We start from the raw sequence: 15,203 nt of genomic DNA, 5'->3' as shown, positions 1-15,203 counted from the left end.
AAAAAACAAATAAACCAATAAAATGAAATAGATTATTTTTGAATTCCGGCCATCATAAACGCTTTTTCTTTCGCTTTTTCAAAATCGGACGCGTTTTCCGATTTCAACAAGTCCCAAATGTCGCCGGAATCCATGATTTCCCACAAGATTTCTTGCCGCTTCTTTTGATCCGGCACCCTGTTTTTCAGAAGATTTCGAACGTCGTTTTGAATTTCAATCATCTTTTCAAAATCGCTGCCGATTGCTTTTTCAATCTGAAGGCGCGCGTATTTGGTGACCGCGGGACTTTCGCCGCCGGAAGAAATCGCAATTTGAAGACCATTTCGGTCAATCAGAGACGGAATGATGACTTCTTCGGCGCCGCCGGTATGATTCACAAGAATGCCGGCCGATTTCGCCATCTGTTCAATCCGGTTGTTTTGTTGTTCGTCGGGCGTTGCGACAATCACCAAAAAAACACCGTCCATCATCTTTTTTAAATCGGCGTCCGAAATTTCGGAAACATCTTTTTCAAGAACTTGAATCCGTCCGGCTTTCGCGTATTCCGAAATTTTTTCGGTAAATTTGAGGCTGACAACCTGCAGCGGCGCGTGAATGAATCGTTCGACCTTTCGCTCGCCGACGGCGCCGCCGCCGAAAATCAGAACCGGTTTTTCCGAAAAATCAATAAAAAGAGGAAGATAGGAATTGTCGGAAGAAATATTGGAAAAATCGCCGGAAGCGGATGAAAAATCCTGTTGTTCAGCTCCGGTATTTGGATTTTTTTTCATATGCGGACACCTGTTTTTTTGAACTCTTTTTCGCTGAAAACAAGTTTATATTCCGAAATGCCGGTCACTTTTGAAATTTTAGAGGCGACCGCTTCGCAATCTTTCGCGCTTTTGCCGTGAATCATCGTATACATGTTGTAAGGCCATTCCGCCGACGCCGGACGTTCATAACAGTGGCTGACCTCATCAAAAGACGCCATCCGTTGCCCGACATCGGAAACACAGTCTGCCGGAACATTCCATACGCACATAGCATTTGCGGTAAAGCCGATCACCAAATGGCCGACCGACGCGCCGAAACGGCGGATTTTATCGTTTTCAAGAAGCGCTTGGATTCGAATCACCACATCTTCTTCGGAAATCCCCAATTGACGCGCGTATTCCGAAAAAGGAGAATGCGTCAACGGAATTCCGTCCTGCATCAGCCGGATTAATAATTCATCCGTTTCATTCAGTCCTGACAAACTTGATTTGGACTCCGATTTTGAAAAATCAACATCTTTGAAATCTGTGTTTTTACAGGACACGTCTTTTTCTCCGGAAATGGTTCGGTATAATTATAATTTGAATTTGACTTGAATTTTAAATTGCCGGATTGTCGGCAAATTCAGAAGCGGACACTTCAATTTGTCTTGAATTTCAAAAAGAACGTCATCCAGTCTTTCTTGAGTAGAGGCCGACACGGTAAACCAAATGTTGTATTCCTCATTTCTCAAATAGTTGTGAGAAACTTCCGGGTAAGCGCTGATGACAGCCGCCGCCTTTTCAACATCTGCTGCCTGAACTTTGACCGCCGCCAACGTATTTGAGCCGCCGACGGCACGGGTGTTGATAACCGGACCGATTTTTCGAATGGCTTTTTCTTGCCGGAGCCGTTTTAATTTGGAAATGACGACGTCTTCCGTCGTTCCGATTTGTTCGGCAATGGACTCAAACGGATGAACCGTGAGCGGAAAATCCAATTGAATCAAATTGATGATCTGCTTATCCAGCGCGTCAAGCTCAATCGAAGAACCGGACCGATTCTGCCGCATTTGCGTTTGTGCCTGTTCCAAGCATTCTTTATTCAGTTCACCGGCTTCCATTTCCTGTATCTTACCTCTGATATCTATCGTTTTTATCCAGTTTTCGATAAAATGCATTCTTTTTCATTCAATCTTATATAAAATGTTTTACCTTAGAATTAATAAGATTATTTCTATTAATAGGCTTCTTTTTCTCTTTTACATTAAATCCAAATACTTACTTCGACCTCCTTCTCCATTCCAATATTTTCTTTTTTCCTGATTTCTGCTTTGAGCGGAAGCAAATAAGTATTCTGTTTTGTGTCAAACCAAATTGCGGTTTTCCATTCGCTGTTGCCGATCTTTGCCGTTACCTTCAACCGCCCCCAGCCCTCTTCTAAAAATTTCAGATTTTCTCTGATTTCGTTTGCCATTTTTTTGGAAGGGAAACAAAACGCCAGGTACAAGCTTGCCAAGGTTGGGCGCTAAACTCATATTTTATCCCATTGTTGTTCATTTTGCCCCCGTTGCCTTTTTTAGACGTATTGTTCAATTCCCGCATTTTCTATTATTTATGATTTATCCGCCGGCCTCTTAAATTTCGGCGGGACGTATGAACACAATGGCTCTTCTTCCATGTAATTTCCGGTTTCATGATACGCGCGAGCCCGGCATCCGCCGCAAACTGTTTTGTATCCGCAGGCGCCGCATTTTCCCAAATATTTCGAATAATTACGCAAATCATTAAACACCTGCGCGTTTTCCCAAATTTCTTTAAACGGCGTTTCCCGCACATTTCCGGCCGAAACGGGAAGATACCCGCAAGGATTCACGTCGCCGACACTGGAAATAAATCCGAAAGAAATGCCCCCGAGACAACCTTTGGTCATAGCGTCTAACCCGTGTGTTTTGGGCGTCACTTCAATGCCTTCTTCCTTAGCCTTTTGCCTTAAAATCCGGAAGTAATGCGGCGCGCAAGTCGGCCGGATTTGAAGGTCTGTTTTTTTATGGATGCCGTAAAGCCACTCAAGCGCTGTTTCATATTCTTCCGGCGTGATTTCAAATTCCGTCAGTTCCGCGCCCCGGCCGGTCGGCACCAAAAAGAAAAAGTGATGCGCTACCGCGCCAACTTCTTTTGTAAAAGCGTGAACGTCTTCCAGTTCATCCACGTTAAAACGGGAAACCGTGGTGTTAATTTGGAATTCAACGCCCGCTTTTTTCAAATGGTCAATTCCCCGCATGGAATCCGCAAAGCAGCCCGGAATACATCGGAATGTATCATGCGTCCGTTCCCGCCCGTCAAGGCTGATACTGACCCGTTGAATGCCGGCGTCGCGTATTTTTTCGGCAATTTCTCTTGTAATCATCGTCCCGTTTGTAGCCAGCGTCATTCGAAATCCCAAATCCGTCCCGTAGCGGGCGATTTCAAAGATATCGGGGCGCATTAAAGGTTCGCCGCCGCTTAAAATAATAATCGGCGTTCCCGTTTCCCGAATGTCTTCCAAGAGCTTTTTGGCTTCCGCTGTTGTTAATTCTCCTTTGGCGGAATGAATCGTTGAGGAGCCCCGGCAGTGTTTGCAAGCTAAGTTACAAGCGGCCGTTGTTTCCCAAGCCAAAATTCGAGGAGGGCGAACACCGGAATCGTCCGTATTTGAAACCGGATGTCCGGGATGTCCGCCGGGATGACCCGGATGCCCGCCGGAATGAACGGCCGGCTGTCTGCCGGAATGAAGGACCGGATGATTTCCGGAAGGCATATTTTGGGAACCGGTTTCTTTTTCCGGCATTTTATTTTCCATATTGTTTCCCGTTTTCTGTTCCATATTTTCCGTTTTCTGTTCCATATTATTTTTTGTTTTCTTTTCCATATTTTCCATTTTCTGTTCCATATTATTTTCTGTTTTCTTTTCCATTTTTTCCCTTGACCACATTTTGAAAATTACTTTTTCAGTTCTTCTAATTGGTTTTAGCTCAATCTTTAAAATAACTCGACATTTAATTTCATTTGTTCAGTTTTCAAACATCTTTTTCAAATGCCTTTCCGTCATGATAATTAAAAGGACCATGAACAAAAGGAGCAGAAAGGTGTCAATAAATGCCATTTGGGCCGCATATTCATCGGTTGGATCTTTCAAAAACCACAACCACAAAGTGACGGCGATTAAAATCAACGAGAATTCCACCAGCAACTTTGAAGAGTAACGATTCGCTTCCCGCCACGCTTCCGGACTTCTTTTTGATCTCGGCGTCCGGTATCCCATATAATAATTAACCTTTTTCGGCGGGAATTTGTACATCCAAATTCCAACCATGAACAAAATAACCGGCGCCGAAAGCAAAGCCGGCAAATATACATAATCGACTGCCATAAAAATCGTCATGACTCTTGTTTCGTCTCAATCATTTTATGGCGCAGCAAGTGATCCAAAATAACAATCGCCGCCATCGCTTCCGCGACCGGAACCAAACGCGGGGCAATGACCGGATCATGCCGCCCTTTGATTGCCAGGGTTGTATTTTGTCCGGTTTTCAGATTCACTGTTTCCTGCAGGCACGCAACCGACGGCGTCGGTTTGACAGCCGCCCGGAACCGAATTTCCATACCAGTTGAAATCCCGCCCAAAATACCGCCGCAGTGATTGGTTTTGGTGATTACTTCATTCCCATCGTACATAAATTTATCATTAAATTGACTTCCCGTGGCAACAGCGGCGGCAAATCCGTCTCCGACCTCAAACCCTTTGACGGCGCCGATACTCATAATCGCTTTTGCGAGGTCGGCGTCCAATTTGTCAAAAACCGTTTCTCCAAGACCCGCAAATACGCCGGAAATGCGTCCTTCGACGATTCCGCCGAGAGAGTCGCCGTCTTTTGCGGCACTTAAAACCGCTTTCTCCATGATGGCGGCCGCGGCCGGATCGGCGCAACGGACCGGATTTCGTTCAATCCGTTCCTTGATTTCACCCACCGCCAAGTTATTCAGCAGATCCGCGTCGGCTTTTTCCGTTCCGATTTGAACCACATGGCAAACAAGATCAATCCCGTATTCCGATAGAATTTTTTTGGCAACAGCACCGGCTGCCACCCGTCCGGCCGTTTCCCGTCCGGAACTCCGGCCGCCGCCGCGGTGATCACGGATTTTGTATTTGCAAAAATACCCGAAATCCGCATGTCCCGGACGCGGTGTGTCCCGAATATCCTCATAAGCCGATGAATCATGATCTTCATTTGGAACCATCAGAAGAATCGGCGTCCCGATTGTTTTTCCTTCAAAAACACCGGACAAAATCGAAACGGCGTCCGACTCCTGCCGCGCGGTTGAGACAGCGCTTTGCCCCGGCTTTCTCCGATTCAACTCTTTTTGAATATCCTCTTCCGATAAGCTTATTCCGGGAACGGCGCCGTCAATGACAACGCCAATCGCGGCGCCGTGAGATTCTCCCCACGTTGTGATCCGAAATGCTTCCCCAAAACTGTTGCCTGCCATAATATCCGCGGATTCCTGAAAGTATAATTATTTTGATTAATTTCCTTGAAGTAAAAAAATTCTCTTTTCTACCCTTTCACTTTTTATTCTATAAAACCTATATGTGCTTTTCTCAGAACGTCATAAATTTCAGATTTGAAACTTTTCAGGATATGCTTGTTATTGTTTTTATTTTAATTTTCGGTTCATTCACCGTCGTTCATTCACCATTCACTGATACGGGTCTATAACAATGGATATTCTTAAAAAACATATGCTTGAATGCGATCTTTGCGGCGCTTGCGTGGATGTCTGCCCGAGTTACAACGATTTGGGAATCATAACGGACTTATATAATTATTTGGACGAGTCGGCGCGTCCGGAATCGCTCCCGAAAGAAGAACATGACATCCGTTTGTGTTATACGTGCAACATTTGCACGGTGTCATGTCCAAAAGAACTCGGCATTCGAAAACTCGTTTCCATCGCGCGTGAAAAAAAGACGAAGCAATTCGGAAAATCGGAAGAGCAAGGACTTGCGGATCCGTTTTCCGCAAACAACATGTACCACAAAATCGGCGACTGGGAACCGCCGGTCACGTTTCGAAACGAAGGCAAAAAAAGCGACGTGATTTATTTTCCGGGATGTGCGGCGTCCTGCATGAATAAAGTGGTTGGAAAATCCACGGCCAAAATTATGGACGCTTGCGGCATTGATTATTCCGTGATGAGCGGCGTTGATTATTGCTGCGGCTCGGTGGCGTTCGGCGCCGGAAACCCGTCCCCGCTCCAAAAAATCGGACAAAAAAATATTGATGAAATTCACCGCCGGGGCGCGAAAATTTTGGTAACGACTTGTCCCGGTTGCTACCGCGCGTTTAAAGTTTTGTATCCGATGATTTTCGGCGAACAAAATTTTGAAGTTTTGCAAACATCCGAATATCTTTGGCGGCTCATTCAAGAAAATAAATTGGTTTTTAAAAGAGACATGAAAGAATATTTGACTCAAAAAGAAGTGGTCGCCGGATCCGATAATGGTGATGTGGTTCTTTATTACCAGGACCCGTGCCATCTGACCCGCGCCGTCGGAATACATGAAGCGCCGCGCCGGGTTTTGAAATCCGTTCCGAATGTCACCCTGTCCAATCCGACGCCGGAAAATTCCGCATGTTGCGGATTTGGCGGCGGCGTTCGAACCGTCTTTCCGGAAAAATCCATTGCTCAAGCCGCAAAGATCCACGAGCTTGCCAAAAATGCGGGAAGCAACGTGATCATTACCAATTGCGGTGGCTGCATGAAAAATATTATCGAAGGCGGCATGACTCTAAAAAATGGTTTGCCGGTGTTTGATTTGGCGGAATTTATTTCTTTGGCGTGCGGCAATCCGGCGACTGAACGGGACGATAATAAATTGGTCCGGCTATCGAACAAGGCGTTGCTTCGCAGTTTATCGCGTTACGAGTTTAACCCTTACGGCGACAAATAATTAAAAATGTTAATTCATTCCATTCAAACTGAACCCGAAATTTTGGGCGGTTTGCCGAGTTTTTCTGAACAGATGATAAAGTTTTAATAAAAAAGAGGAGTTAGTCCCTCAATCAAACCGATTATTTTCGTGGGCGTTCCAATCAATCGGGCGCCTCCCTCAAAGGTATTAAAATGACAGAGATTACACACTGGGCCGACGTTGTTGCCGAAGAAGTCGTTGCAAAGCGCGAACAAAACACTATCTCAACCGGTATCACGCCGTCCGGTCACATTCACATCGGGAATATGCGTGAAGTCGTAACAGCTGATGCTGTTTACCGCGCCGTTAAAGACAAAGGAACCCGTCCCGAATTTTATTACATCGCGGACAATTACGACCCGCTTCGAAAAGTCTATCCGTTTTTAACGGAAGAAGAATATGCCGCACACGTTGGAAAACCGATTTCCGAAATCCCGTGTCCGTGCAAAAAGCATAAAAGTTACGCGGAACACTTTTTGGACCCTTTTTTAAAATCCATGGAAAAGCTTGGCATTCATCCGAAAGTGCTTCGGACCGACGAGCTTTACAAAGCCGGTGCTTTTGTCAAATCCATTAAAACAGCACTGCGTTGCCGCGATCAAATCGCCGCCATTTTGAAAGAAGTTTCCGGAAAAGAAGTGCAGCCGGACTGGAGTCCGTTTAATCCGATTTGTGAAAACTGTTTGAAAATCAACACCGCCAAAGTGACCGGTTTTGACGAAAAAGAAGAAACGGTCAGTTACGCTTGCTCTTGCGGCAAATCCGGAAAAGTGTCCATGACCGGCGGCGGCAAACTGACTTGGCGCGTCGAATGGCCGGCTAAGTGGGGAATTTTAGGCGTGACGGTTGAACCGTTTGGAAAAGATCACGGCTCCAGCGGCGGTTCTTATGATTCCGGCGTCCGGATCGCGCGCGAAGTTTTCGGATACGAACCGCCTTACCCGATCGTTTATGAATGGATTATGCTGGGCGAACAAGGTGCTATGTCGTCTTCCTCCGGCGTCGTCGTTTCGATTTCGGACATGTTAGACGTTGTCCCGCCGGAAACACTTCGTTTCCTCATCATGAAAACAAAGCCGGAAAAACACATCAAATTCGACCCGGGACAACCGCTTTTAAACCTGGTGGACGAATATGAACGCCTCCGCGACAAGGAAGAGGCGACAAGCCTTGAGAAACGGATTGTCGAACTTTCAAAGGCGGAAGGGGTCAAGCAATCTAAAATTCCGTTTAAACAAATGGTCACCATTTACCAAGTCGCCGGCGGCGACCTCGCTCAAATTGAAAAAATCGCCAAACGTTCGGGCTTTGACGAAGACCCGGACGTCATCAACCAAATGGCGAAAAACGTCGGCGTGTGGCTTGACAAATACGCGCCGTCTTTCGCAAAATTCGGCGTCAAAGACACGGTCCCCGTTCAATGCGCGTCTTTAACGAACACACAACGCGCGTTTTTGAACGCTTTTGCGGATGAGTTATCCCATCTGAAAAATGAGCTGACCGCCGAAGACGTTCAACGAATTGTTTACGAAACAAAAACAGCCGGCACACCGATTGAGATTAGCATGAAAAAATATGCCGGAGCCGACATCCCGGAAAACGAAATCGACCCGAAGAATTTCTTTGCCGCTATTTATTTGGCGCTTCTCGGGCAAACCTCGGGTCCCAAAGCCGGATGGTTCCTGACGTCATTTGACAACGCTTTTTTAATCAAGCGGTTTAAAGAGGCTGCGGCTTACCGGCCGTAACTTCTTTTTGTTTCTTTTCCGTTTTCTTTTTATTTTGGATGTGACTTTTTATTGCCATTTCATTTTTGTTTAATTTTTACCATTTAATTCATCTTTCGGAGCACAAAATGCTTGAAAAACTCAAAAAATCCCTGATTGAAGCGCCGGTTATTCAAAAAGAATCCGATGGAAACATTTACAATTATTTCGTTCATCCGATTTCAGACGGAATTCCGGCAATCGGCACGGATATTTTGGATGAGATCTCCGATTTTATTATTCAATCCTGCGGCGGATGCTCCGATATAGATGCCGTTTTAACGGTGGAATCGATGGGAATTCCAATCGCGATTCCGATTTCCATGAAAACGGGCGTCCCAACCAGTATCGTCCGAAAACGTCAATACGGCCTTCCCGGAGAAGTGGAATTATCGCAATCCACCGGCTATTCCAAAGGAAAGTTATACCTCAACGGCCTTAAAAAAGGCGACCGGGTTTTGGTTGTTGATGACGTTATCAGCACCGGCGGAACTCTTTTAGCATTGCTCAAATGTTTGGACCGCATGGGTGTTGCGGTTGCCGGCATTTTTTGCGTCATCGGACGCGGATGCGGACCCGAAATTATTGAACGGGAAACCGGACATAAAGTCACCGTGTTGGTTGACATCGATGTGACAAGAACCGGCGTTACAATTTCCGGAGGCAACGGATGAAAACGCCTTTAAACCTGACTCAAAAAGACTCAAAAGAAGAGCCACCAAAAAGTGATTCCGGCATTGATTTTACAAAATCGTCTTATGATTTTGAAGTGAACCGGATATTTGAAAAAATTGATGAAATCCGAGAACAAAAACATCAACGCGGCGATTTTTCACCAATCTTCGTCGGTCTTCAGTTTCCGGAAGGACTTAAAAAACACGCGGTGGAACTGGCGTTTTTAATCGAAAAAAAGACCGATGCAACCGTATTTATTTCAGCCGACCCTTGTTTTGGCGCCTGCGACCTGGACGCTCATTTGATTTCCAAAACGGATATTTTGTTCCATTTCGGACATGCGCAGCTGGAAGAGACTGATTTGGAAAAAAAAGTTTGTTTTATCGAAACCCGTTCCAAAGTGAATGTAAAACCGGCCGTCCTTGCGGCAATTCCATTACTTTCCGAAAAGAAAATCGGATTGGTCACAACTGTTCAACACGCTCATCAATTGGAGGAAATCAAATCCATCCTGGAAAGCGCCGGAAAATCCGCCGTTATTGCCAAGGGCGACCGCCGGACGCCGTATTCCGGACAGGTTTTAGGCTGCAATTTCTCAGCCGCTCATTCTCCGGATTCCGATTGCGACGCTTATCTGTTTATCGGAAGCGGCCGGTTTCATCCGATTGGTGTTGCGTTGTCGTCCAAAAAACGGGTGGTTTGTGCCGATCCATTTTTGTCGGAAGCGTTTGAACTTGATTTTCGAAAATTTTTGATGCAAAGAAGCGCCGTCATCGGCAACTCCAAAGAAGCCGAAACGTTCGGAATTATTGTTTCCACCAAAAACGGACAGTGCCGGGAGAAGCTGGCGGAAAGTCTCAAAGAAAAAGCAAAAGCGCACGGAAAAGAGGCCGTTATTTTGCATATGGATTTGGTGACGCCGGACCAGATGCTTAACTTTCCGGTGGATGCTTTTGTGAATACAGCCTGTCCGAGACTTGCGATAGACGATTCCGGACGATATCCGGTTCCGGTGCTGACGCCGCAGGAATTTGAAATTGTACTTGGAGAACGGGATTGGGAAGATTTGGTTTTGGATGAAATTTTGGAAGGGGAACGGGAATAAAATAAGCGATTCAATTCATTCAGAATAAAATGAAAAAGTATATATTCTTAAAAAGACAACGCACCTATATAAGATAAAATAATTTATATTTTGGTGCGGGGTTTTGTATGTCAAAAGATAATTCTGATTTTTTTAAAGTGAAAAATGAATGGTCGGCCGCAAAAGATGAGTTGTTGGCTTGCTATCTAAAACCTTATTTTGCAAAAATAGTCTTTACACGCCATCCCGTTCAATATATTGATTGTTTTTCCGGAAAAGGAATGTTTGAAGACGGAACAAATGGATCACCCATCATTGCGCTTGATATTGCAATTGAATGTTTGGAAAAAACAAAATCAACGTTTGCAAAAATAGACATGACCTTTATTGAAATGGTTCACGCAGACGATTTAAAAACCAATTTGGATAAATATTCAAAAAGCGTACCGGAGTTAAAAACTTCAATTATTTCCGGAAAATATGAAGATTATATTGAAAAATTACTTCAGAGGAAACAAAAGGATAATGTTTTCTTATATATTGACCCATTTGGAATAAAAGCTATTGATTTTTCAATTTTTGATCGATTATCCAAGAAAAACTTTTACAGTTTAGAATTGTTGATTAATTTAAATTCTTTTGGGTTCATTCGAGAAGCCTGTCGGGTCATGAAAGTTTCATTTGATATCGTCTTAGACGATTTCTTTATTGAGTCTGCTGTTTCTGAAAGTCTGGAAGGTTCAATTCAAATTTTGACGATGATTGCCGGAGGAGATTATTGGAAAGAGATTATTAACGATATGAAAAATGGTGTTATAGATGGCTATGAAGCGGAGAAGATATTTGCAGAAGAGTATTGTCGTCAACTCAAGATGAGATTTAAATATGTTTTAGATATGCCCGTACGATTAAAACAAGGTCATCGTCCCAAGTATCGAATGATTCATGCAACAAACCACGAAGATGGATGTTTATTGATGAATGAAAATATGTATAATCGATGGCAAACTAAAATTTTAAAGTTGCAATCGGGCGGGCAACAAAAATTATTTCCGGAAGATTCGGAAAACAATATAATTGATTATGATTTCATTAAAAGTAAATTGTTAGAAATGGTCAAATCAAATGAAGATGAATCGGGTATTGAAATTAATATTCTTTTGGCTGAATTCATCTCCAAACATGGTGCTCGCTATTCAACAAAAGACATCAGAGATCAAGTTAAAATATTGGACAATGAAAATAAAATTGAAATTTTTCGTGTTCCGGCCAAAACCAAAACCGGGAAAGATTCATCTTTTTGGGAACCCGATAAAAAACAATCATTGAAAATAAAAGCAAAAAAGAAGTGAAATAAATGAAAAAAGTAACCGGTTTTATTGAGCGCAAATCATTGCTTTATAAAACGGATGTCGAGTATGGAGATTATACGGTTAATCACCTGAAAGGTTGCTCTCACGGTTGCCTTTATCCTTGTTATGCTTTTATGATGGCAAAACGGTTTGAAAGAATGAGCTATGAGGAGTGGCTGGAACCGAAAATTGTCAGCAACGCGTTGGAGCTCCTGGACAAGGAAATTCCTAAAAACAAACACAAAATAAAATCGGTTCATCTGTCGTTTTCAACAGACCCGTTTATGTATGGATATGAAGACATCGCCGATTTAAGCATAAATGTCATCAAAAAGTTGAATAATTCCGATATACCTTGCACAGCATTGACAAAAGGAGTTCTACCGGAAAGGTTGGCGGAATTAAGTCCAAAGAACCAGTATGGCATTACGTTGATTTCTCTTGATGAAGATTTTAGAAAGAAAATGGAACCCGGGTCAGCCCCTTATTTGGAGCGAATTTCAAGTCTGAAAAGGCTTCATGATGCCGGTTGCAAGACATGGGTCAGCATTGAGCCTTATCCGACGCCAAATATTGTTGAGCAAGACTTCTCCGAAATATTGAATTCCATAGAATTCGCGGACAAAATCATTTTTGGCAGACTGAATTACAATTCTCAGGTTTCGGCATATAAGGAATACAAAGAGTATTATAACGACCTTGCAAAACAAGTTCAAAAATATTGCCGGCTGAACCGCAAGGAATGTCACATTAAAAATGGAACACTAACTGTACTTGATAAAAAGCCAACCGCCAAAAAATCGAATGAAACTAAAATCAAATCCAAAGTTAACAACAGTTCTAAAAATTGTTCACCGACTGTTTAAAAGCCTTCTTCTGGCTGGATTTAATCTGTTCATTCTCCAACCTCCGTTGGAGATATTGTTGACGAGGATTTGCCAATTTTTCTGTAACCAATGTTGTGGAAAACCATTTCGTTGATACTCTTTCATGTTAATTATACAAAATTATACAAAACTTTTCTACTTATAAAATTCAAACAATTTAAAAGGTCCATTTAAATAAAAGAAAAAAGTATCATGATTGATTTTATGAAACTCCGAAAGCTGGAAATGGAACTTGAAAAAGTCGAAGGTTTTGACGCGCCGAGTCCGGCTCTTGAGCAATACAAAACGCCGGCGACACTGGCCGCTTCTTTTCTTCATCTGGCGTTTATGAGCGGAGACATTGAAGATAAAATTGTTTATGATTTCGGGTGCGGAACGGGCATTTTATCAATCGGCGCCGCTTTGTTAGGTGCCCGGACGGTAACCGGATTTGACGCGGATGAGAAGGCTGTTTTGACCGCTGAAAAAAACGCCGGAATGATGGATGTCTCAGACCGTGTTTCATTCTTAAAATCGGATATTTCCAAAGTTTCCGAAAATGTTTTGTCCGGAAAATGGGAGCGTGCGGACACCATTGTCATGAATCCGCCATTCGGAGCACAGGAAAAAGGAAACGACCGGCCGTTTTTAATGGCGGCAATCAAAACCGCGGATGTCGTTTATTCGATTCACAACAAAGGAAGCCGGTCCTTCATAGAAAAATTTATAAAACCCGCAACTATTACGGATTGTTTTAAAGCGGAATTTCCGATTCGAAAAACATTTGATTTTCATCGGAAAGAAATCGAAACAATCGACGTTGAAATCTACCGGATTGAAACGTCCGGAATGAGTTGATAAATATTTAAATTTAAACAACCGGTATCAAAGGATTAACATTATTGAATAAATTATTTAATTCAATCAATTCAATCAGGTTCGAGTTTTCAAATTTTTGAGAGCTCATTATTAAATGAAAGTATTATGAAAGATATTATTCAGGTGTTTAATTTATCAAGGTTTAATTCTATTATGGAATGTTCAAGTTTAGAAACATTCAAATGATCATTTTTAAGGGATATTATGAGCCGCGTGCAAAAAAAACCGATTCGAAGAAAGTTAAGGGATGCCTCATCCAAAACCGAAGAGCCGAAGGATGTCGAAGAGACACAATTCAACCGTGATGCCGAATGCGAGGCGCCGGCTCAGGCACCTTTGAAATCCCCAATTCCGAGAAAGCCAAGACCTCAAATTGAAAACAGGGAAGCTGAATCAACCGCCCCAAGGCAGGTTCGGGAAGCTGAATCAACCGCCCCAAGGCAGGTTCGGGAAGCTGAGCCTTTCACGCCAAAACCCATCCGGGAAAAATTCGAACGTCCCGACCGCAGCGGAGAGCGAAATGATAGAAGCAGCGGAGAACATGGGAAATTCAGCGGCAGAAATGACCGAAACAGCAAGTTCGGCGAACGCGGCGGAGAACGCAACGGACGCGAGAAAAGCGGACGGGACGGCGGGCGCGGCGGCCGAGATGGAGGACGTGGCGGACGGGACGGAAAACGACCGGAGAGAAAGAAACGGCCGGAGAAGGTTTTGTTTGAGAACACAAAACAATTCGCGATTCCGGGAGATATTATCGGCGCGGTCGAAGAGTTTACGCCGGCGTTTGGCGCGGTCATTGATGACGGCGATATCCGGGCAACGGTTTCCGGTTTTGTCGCCATCAACATTGAGAAACGCTTGATTACGATTATTCCGAAAACGAATACGCCGAACACAATTTCGGACGGCGACATCGTGATTGCATCGGTGACGGACGTCCGAGAATCAAACGCGCGCGTCGAGCTGGTCGCGGCGGAAAAGAATTTAGAGGATGAAATCGTCAACAATGGAACGGCTGAAATTTACGTCTCCAATATCAAAGACGGGTTTACAAAAATGGTTTCGGACGAATTTGCCGTTTTGGACATTGTCCGCGCAAAAGTCATTGACAGCAACAAAATCGGATTGTCGACTGTGGACAGCGATTTGGGCGTCATTAAAGCCTACTGTTCCAAATGTAAGACCTCTTTGACCCGAAGCGGCGACATTCTGGTTTGTCCGGTTTGCGGCAACAGAGAACGCAGAAAATTAGCGGAAAGTTATGGAAAAGGCGTTTCTATTTCCTAAAAATAAGAGAAGCTCAAATAAATTCAACTGTCAAATCCAAATGAAAGAATAAATATAGTATCAATTCTATTTTTCGAATCCAAATTTGATTCGGATAATTAATTGATTTATTGTTCTTTCAATTTTTCATTTTTATCTTTATTTCATCGGATTCAAGAGAGATTTATATGGAAATTACAATTTTATCGCAAGGAAAAGACGAGATGGAAATTCTTGTCAAAGGGGAAACACACACTTTAATGAACATCATTAAGGCGACCCTTCTTGAAGATGAACGGGTGGAAACCGCGTTTTACGACGTCAAAAGGCTTTCAAACTCCGTTGAGCGCGAACCGGTTTTATACATTAAAACCATGCCGGGCGAAAAGCCGATTGAAATCTTAAAAGACGTCATGATCAAAATCATGGGCATGTGCGATGAATTTTCGGAAGCGTTTACCGAAGCCGTTCAAAACTGCTGATTTTTAAAATATTGAAATGATGCGTTCATTTCAATGTTTTACTTTGATTTTTTGCTTTGATCTCTGTTTTTCGTTTTCTTTATTCC

At 43.5% G+C, this 15,203-nt stretch carries 16 protein-coding genes; 9 read left to right on the top strand and 7 right to left on the bottom strand.

The genetic code is table 11. The annotated features are described in order from the left end of the window. Nucleotides 1-32 precede the first annotated feature (32 nt). From MsAc7_RS04520 to aroC, 7 genes are all read right to left on the bottom strand, one after another. Nucleotides 33-770 (bottom strand): precorrin-2 dehydrogenase/sirohydrochlorin ferrochelatase family protein, encoded by a 738-nt coding sequence (locus MsAc7_RS04520; protein ID WP_338103397.1) that lies wholly within the window; start codon nucleotides 768-770, stop codon nucleotides 33-35. Further along, a complete protein-coding gene (gene ahbB, locus MsAc7_RS04515; protein WP_338103396.1) occupies nucleotides 767-1,297 on the bottom strand; it encodes a siroheme decarboxylase subunit beta in 531 nt (176 codons plus the stop codon). The genes MsAc7_RS04520 and ahbB overlap by 4 nt, the downstream gene beginning before the upstream one ends. Nucleotides 1,298-1,327: 30 nt before the next feature. Then, nucleotides 1,328-1,855: a siroheme decarboxylase subunit alpha gene (gene ahbA / locus MsAc7_RS04510; RefSeq protein ID WP_338103395.1), complete on the bottom strand. Its 528-nt coding sequence runs from the start codon at nucleotides 1,853-1,855 to the stop codon at nucleotides 1,328-1,330. Nucleotides 1,856-1,998: 143 nt separating this feature from the next. After that, the gene (locus MsAc7_RS04505) at nucleotides 1,999-2,208 is read right to left on the bottom strand and encodes a DUF1905 domain-containing protein (protein ID WP_338103394.1); all 210 of its coding nucleotides are present in this window, start codon (nucleotides 2,206-2,208) and stop codon (nucleotides 1,999-2,001) included. Nucleotides 2,209-2,346: 138 nt separating this feature from the next. Further along, on the bottom strand, nucleotides 2,347-3,687 hold the full coding sequence (gene ahbD, locus MsAc7_RS04500) for a heme b synthase (protein ID WP_338103393.1): 1,341 nt from the start codon (nucleotides 3,685-3,687) through the stop codon (nucleotides 2,347-2,349). A gap of 96 nt (nucleotides 3,688-3,783) precedes the next feature. Next, nucleotides 3,784-4,143, bottom strand: a complete 360-nt coding sequence (locus tag MsAc7_RS04495; RefSeq protein WP_338103392.1) for an SdpI family protein — start codon at nucleotides 4,141-4,143, stop codon at nucleotides 3,784-3,786. Nucleotides 4,144-4,151: 8 nt separating this feature from the next. Beyond that, nucleotides 4,152-5,261 carry a chorismate synthase gene (gene aroC / locus MsAc7_RS04490; protein ID WP_338103391.1) on the bottom strand — a complete coding sequence of 370 codons (1,110 nt, stop codon included), beginning with the start codon at nucleotides 5,259-5,261 and terminating at the stop codon, nucleotides 4,152-4,154. Nucleotides 5,262-5,493: 232 nt separating this feature from the next. Between aroC and MsAc7_RS04485 the strand changes: the two genes are divergently transcribed. The 9 genes from MsAc7_RS04485 (at nucleotide 5,494) to MsAc7_RS04445 (ending at nucleotide 15,117) form a co-directional block, all read left to right on the top strand. Next, entirely contained in the window at nucleotides 5,494-6,726 is a 1,233-nt protein-coding gene (locus MsAc7_RS04485; RefSeq protein WP_338103390.1) for a (Fe-S)-binding protein, read from the top strand. Between the two features lie 173 nt (nucleotides 6,727-6,899). Continuing rightward, complete coding sequence (gene lysS / locus MsAc7_RS04480) at nucleotides 6,900-8,495, top strand: lysine--tRNA ligase (RefSeq protein ID WP_338103389.1); 1,596 nt, start codon at nucleotides 6,900-6,902, stop codon at nucleotides 8,493-8,495. 107 nt (nucleotides 8,496-8,602) lie between these two features. Next, nucleotides 8,603-9,187: a hypoxanthine/guanine phosphoribosyltransferase gene (hpt, locus tag MsAc7_RS04475; protein ID WP_338103388.1), complete on the top strand. Its 585-nt coding sequence runs from the start codon at nucleotides 8,603-8,605 to the stop codon at nucleotides 9,185-9,187. Beyond that, nucleotides 9,184-10,293 carry a diphthamide biosynthesis enzyme Dph2 gene (gene dph2 / locus MsAc7_RS04470; protein ID WP_338103387.1) on the top strand — a complete coding sequence of 370 codons (1,110 nt, stop codon included), beginning with the start codon at nucleotides 9,184-9,186 and terminating at the stop codon, nucleotides 10,291-10,293. The genes hpt and dph2 overlap by 4 nt, the downstream gene beginning before the upstream one ends. A 107-nt stretch (nucleotides 10,294-10,400) precedes the next feature. After that, complete coding sequence (gene tcmP, locus MsAc7_RS04465; RefSeq protein WP_338103386.1) at nucleotides 10,401-11,624, top strand: three-Cys-motif partner protein TcmP; 1,224 nt, start codon at nucleotides 10,401-10,403, stop codon at nucleotides 11,622-11,624. A 5-nt stretch (nucleotides 11,625-11,629) separates the two neighbouring features. Further along, nucleotides 11,630-12,490 (top strand): radical SAM protein, encoded by an 861-nt coding sequence (locus MsAc7_RS04460; RefSeq protein ID WP_338103385.1) that lies wholly within the window; start codon nucleotides 11,630-11,632, stop codon nucleotides 12,488-12,490. 213 nt (nucleotides 12,491-12,703) lie between these two features. Continuing rightward, nucleotides 12,704-13,348 (top strand): METTL5 family protein, encoded by a 645-nt coding sequence (locus MsAc7_RS04455; RefSeq protein ID WP_338103384.1) that lies wholly within the window; start codon nucleotides 12,704-12,706, stop codon nucleotides 13,346-13,348. Nucleotides 13,349-13,573: 225 nt separating this feature from the next. Then, on the top strand, nucleotides 13,574-14,656 hold the full coding sequence (locus tag MsAc7_RS04450) for an exosome complex RNA-binding protein Csl4 (RefSeq protein WP_338103383.1): 1,083 nt from the start codon (nucleotides 13,574-13,576) through the stop codon (nucleotides 14,654-14,656). A 167-nt stretch (nucleotides 14,657-14,823) separates the two neighbouring features. Further along, nucleotides 14,824-15,117, top strand: a complete 294-nt coding sequence (locus MsAc7_RS04445; protein WP_338103382.1) for a DNA-directed RNA polymerase subunit L — start codon at nucleotides 14,824-14,826, stop codon at nucleotides 15,115-15,117. Nucleotides 15,118-15,203 lie beyond the last annotated feature (86 nt).

This window comes from Methanolapillus millepedarum, from assembly GCF_032594115.1.
Classification (GTDB): Archaea; Halobacteriota; Methanosarcinia; order Methanosarcinales; family Methanosarcinaceae; genus Methanolapillus; species Methanolapillus millepedarum.
The sequence above is the reverse complement of the archived record's forward strand: the minus strand, read 5'-3'. Positions and strand labels throughout refer to the sequence as shown.

Coding starts and splice junctions, on each gene's coding strand:
- MsAc7_RS04520 (WP_338103397.1), bottom strand. CDS start 770: ATGAAAAAAAATCCAAATACCGGAGCTGAACAACAGGATTTTTCATCC.
- ahbA (WP_338103395.1), bottom strand. CDS start 1,855: ATGGAAGCCGGTGAACTGAATAAAGAATGCTTGGAACAGGCACAAACG.
- MsAc7_RS04505 (WP_338103394.1), bottom strand. CDS start 2,208: ATGGCAAACGAAATCAGAGAAAATCTGAAATTTTTAGAAGAGGGCTGG.
- ahbD (WP_338103393.1), bottom strand. CDS start 3,687: ATGGAAAAGAAAACAGAAAATAATATGGAACAGAAAATGGAAAATATG.
- MsAc7_RS04495 (WP_338103392.1), bottom strand. CDS start 4,143: ATGGCAGTCGATTATGTATATTTGCCGGCTTTGCTTTCGGCGCCGGTT.
- aroC (WP_338103391.1), bottom strand. CDS start 5,261: ATGGCAGGCAACAGTTTTGGGGAAGCATTTCGGATCACAACGTGGGGA.
- MsAc7_RS04485 (WP_338103390.1), top strand. CDS start 5,494: ATGGATATTCTTAAAAAACATATGCTTGAATGCGATCTTTGCGGCGCT.
- lysS (WP_338103389.1), top strand. CDS start 6,900: ATGACAGAGATTACACACTGGGCCGACGTTGTTGCCGAAGAAGTCGTT.
- hpt (WP_338103388.1), top strand. CDS start 8,603: ATGCTTGAAAAACTCAAAAAATCCCTGATTGAAGCGCCGGTTATTCAA.
- dph2 (WP_338103387.1), top strand. CDS start 9,184: ATGAAAACGCCTTTAAACCTGACTCAAAAAGACTCAAAAGAAGAGCCA.
- tcmP (WP_338103386.1), top strand. CDS start 10,401: ATGTCAAAAGATAATTCTGATTTTTTTAAAGTGAAAAATGAATGGTCG.
- MsAc7_RS04460 (WP_338103385.1), top strand. CDS start 11,630: ATGAAAAAAGTAACCGGTTTTATTGAGCGCAAATCATTGCTTTATAAA.
- MsAc7_RS04455 (WP_338103384.1), top strand. CDS start 12,704: ATGATTGATTTTATGAAACTCCGAAAGCTGGAAATGGAACTTGAAAAA.
- MsAc7_RS04450 (WP_338103383.1), top strand. CDS start 13,574: ATGAGCCGCGTGCAAAAAAAACCGATTCGAAGAAAGTTAAGGGATGCC.
- MsAc7_RS04445 (WP_338103382.1), top strand. CDS start 14,824: ATGGAAATTACAATTTTATCGCAAGGAAAAGACGAGATGGAAATTCTT.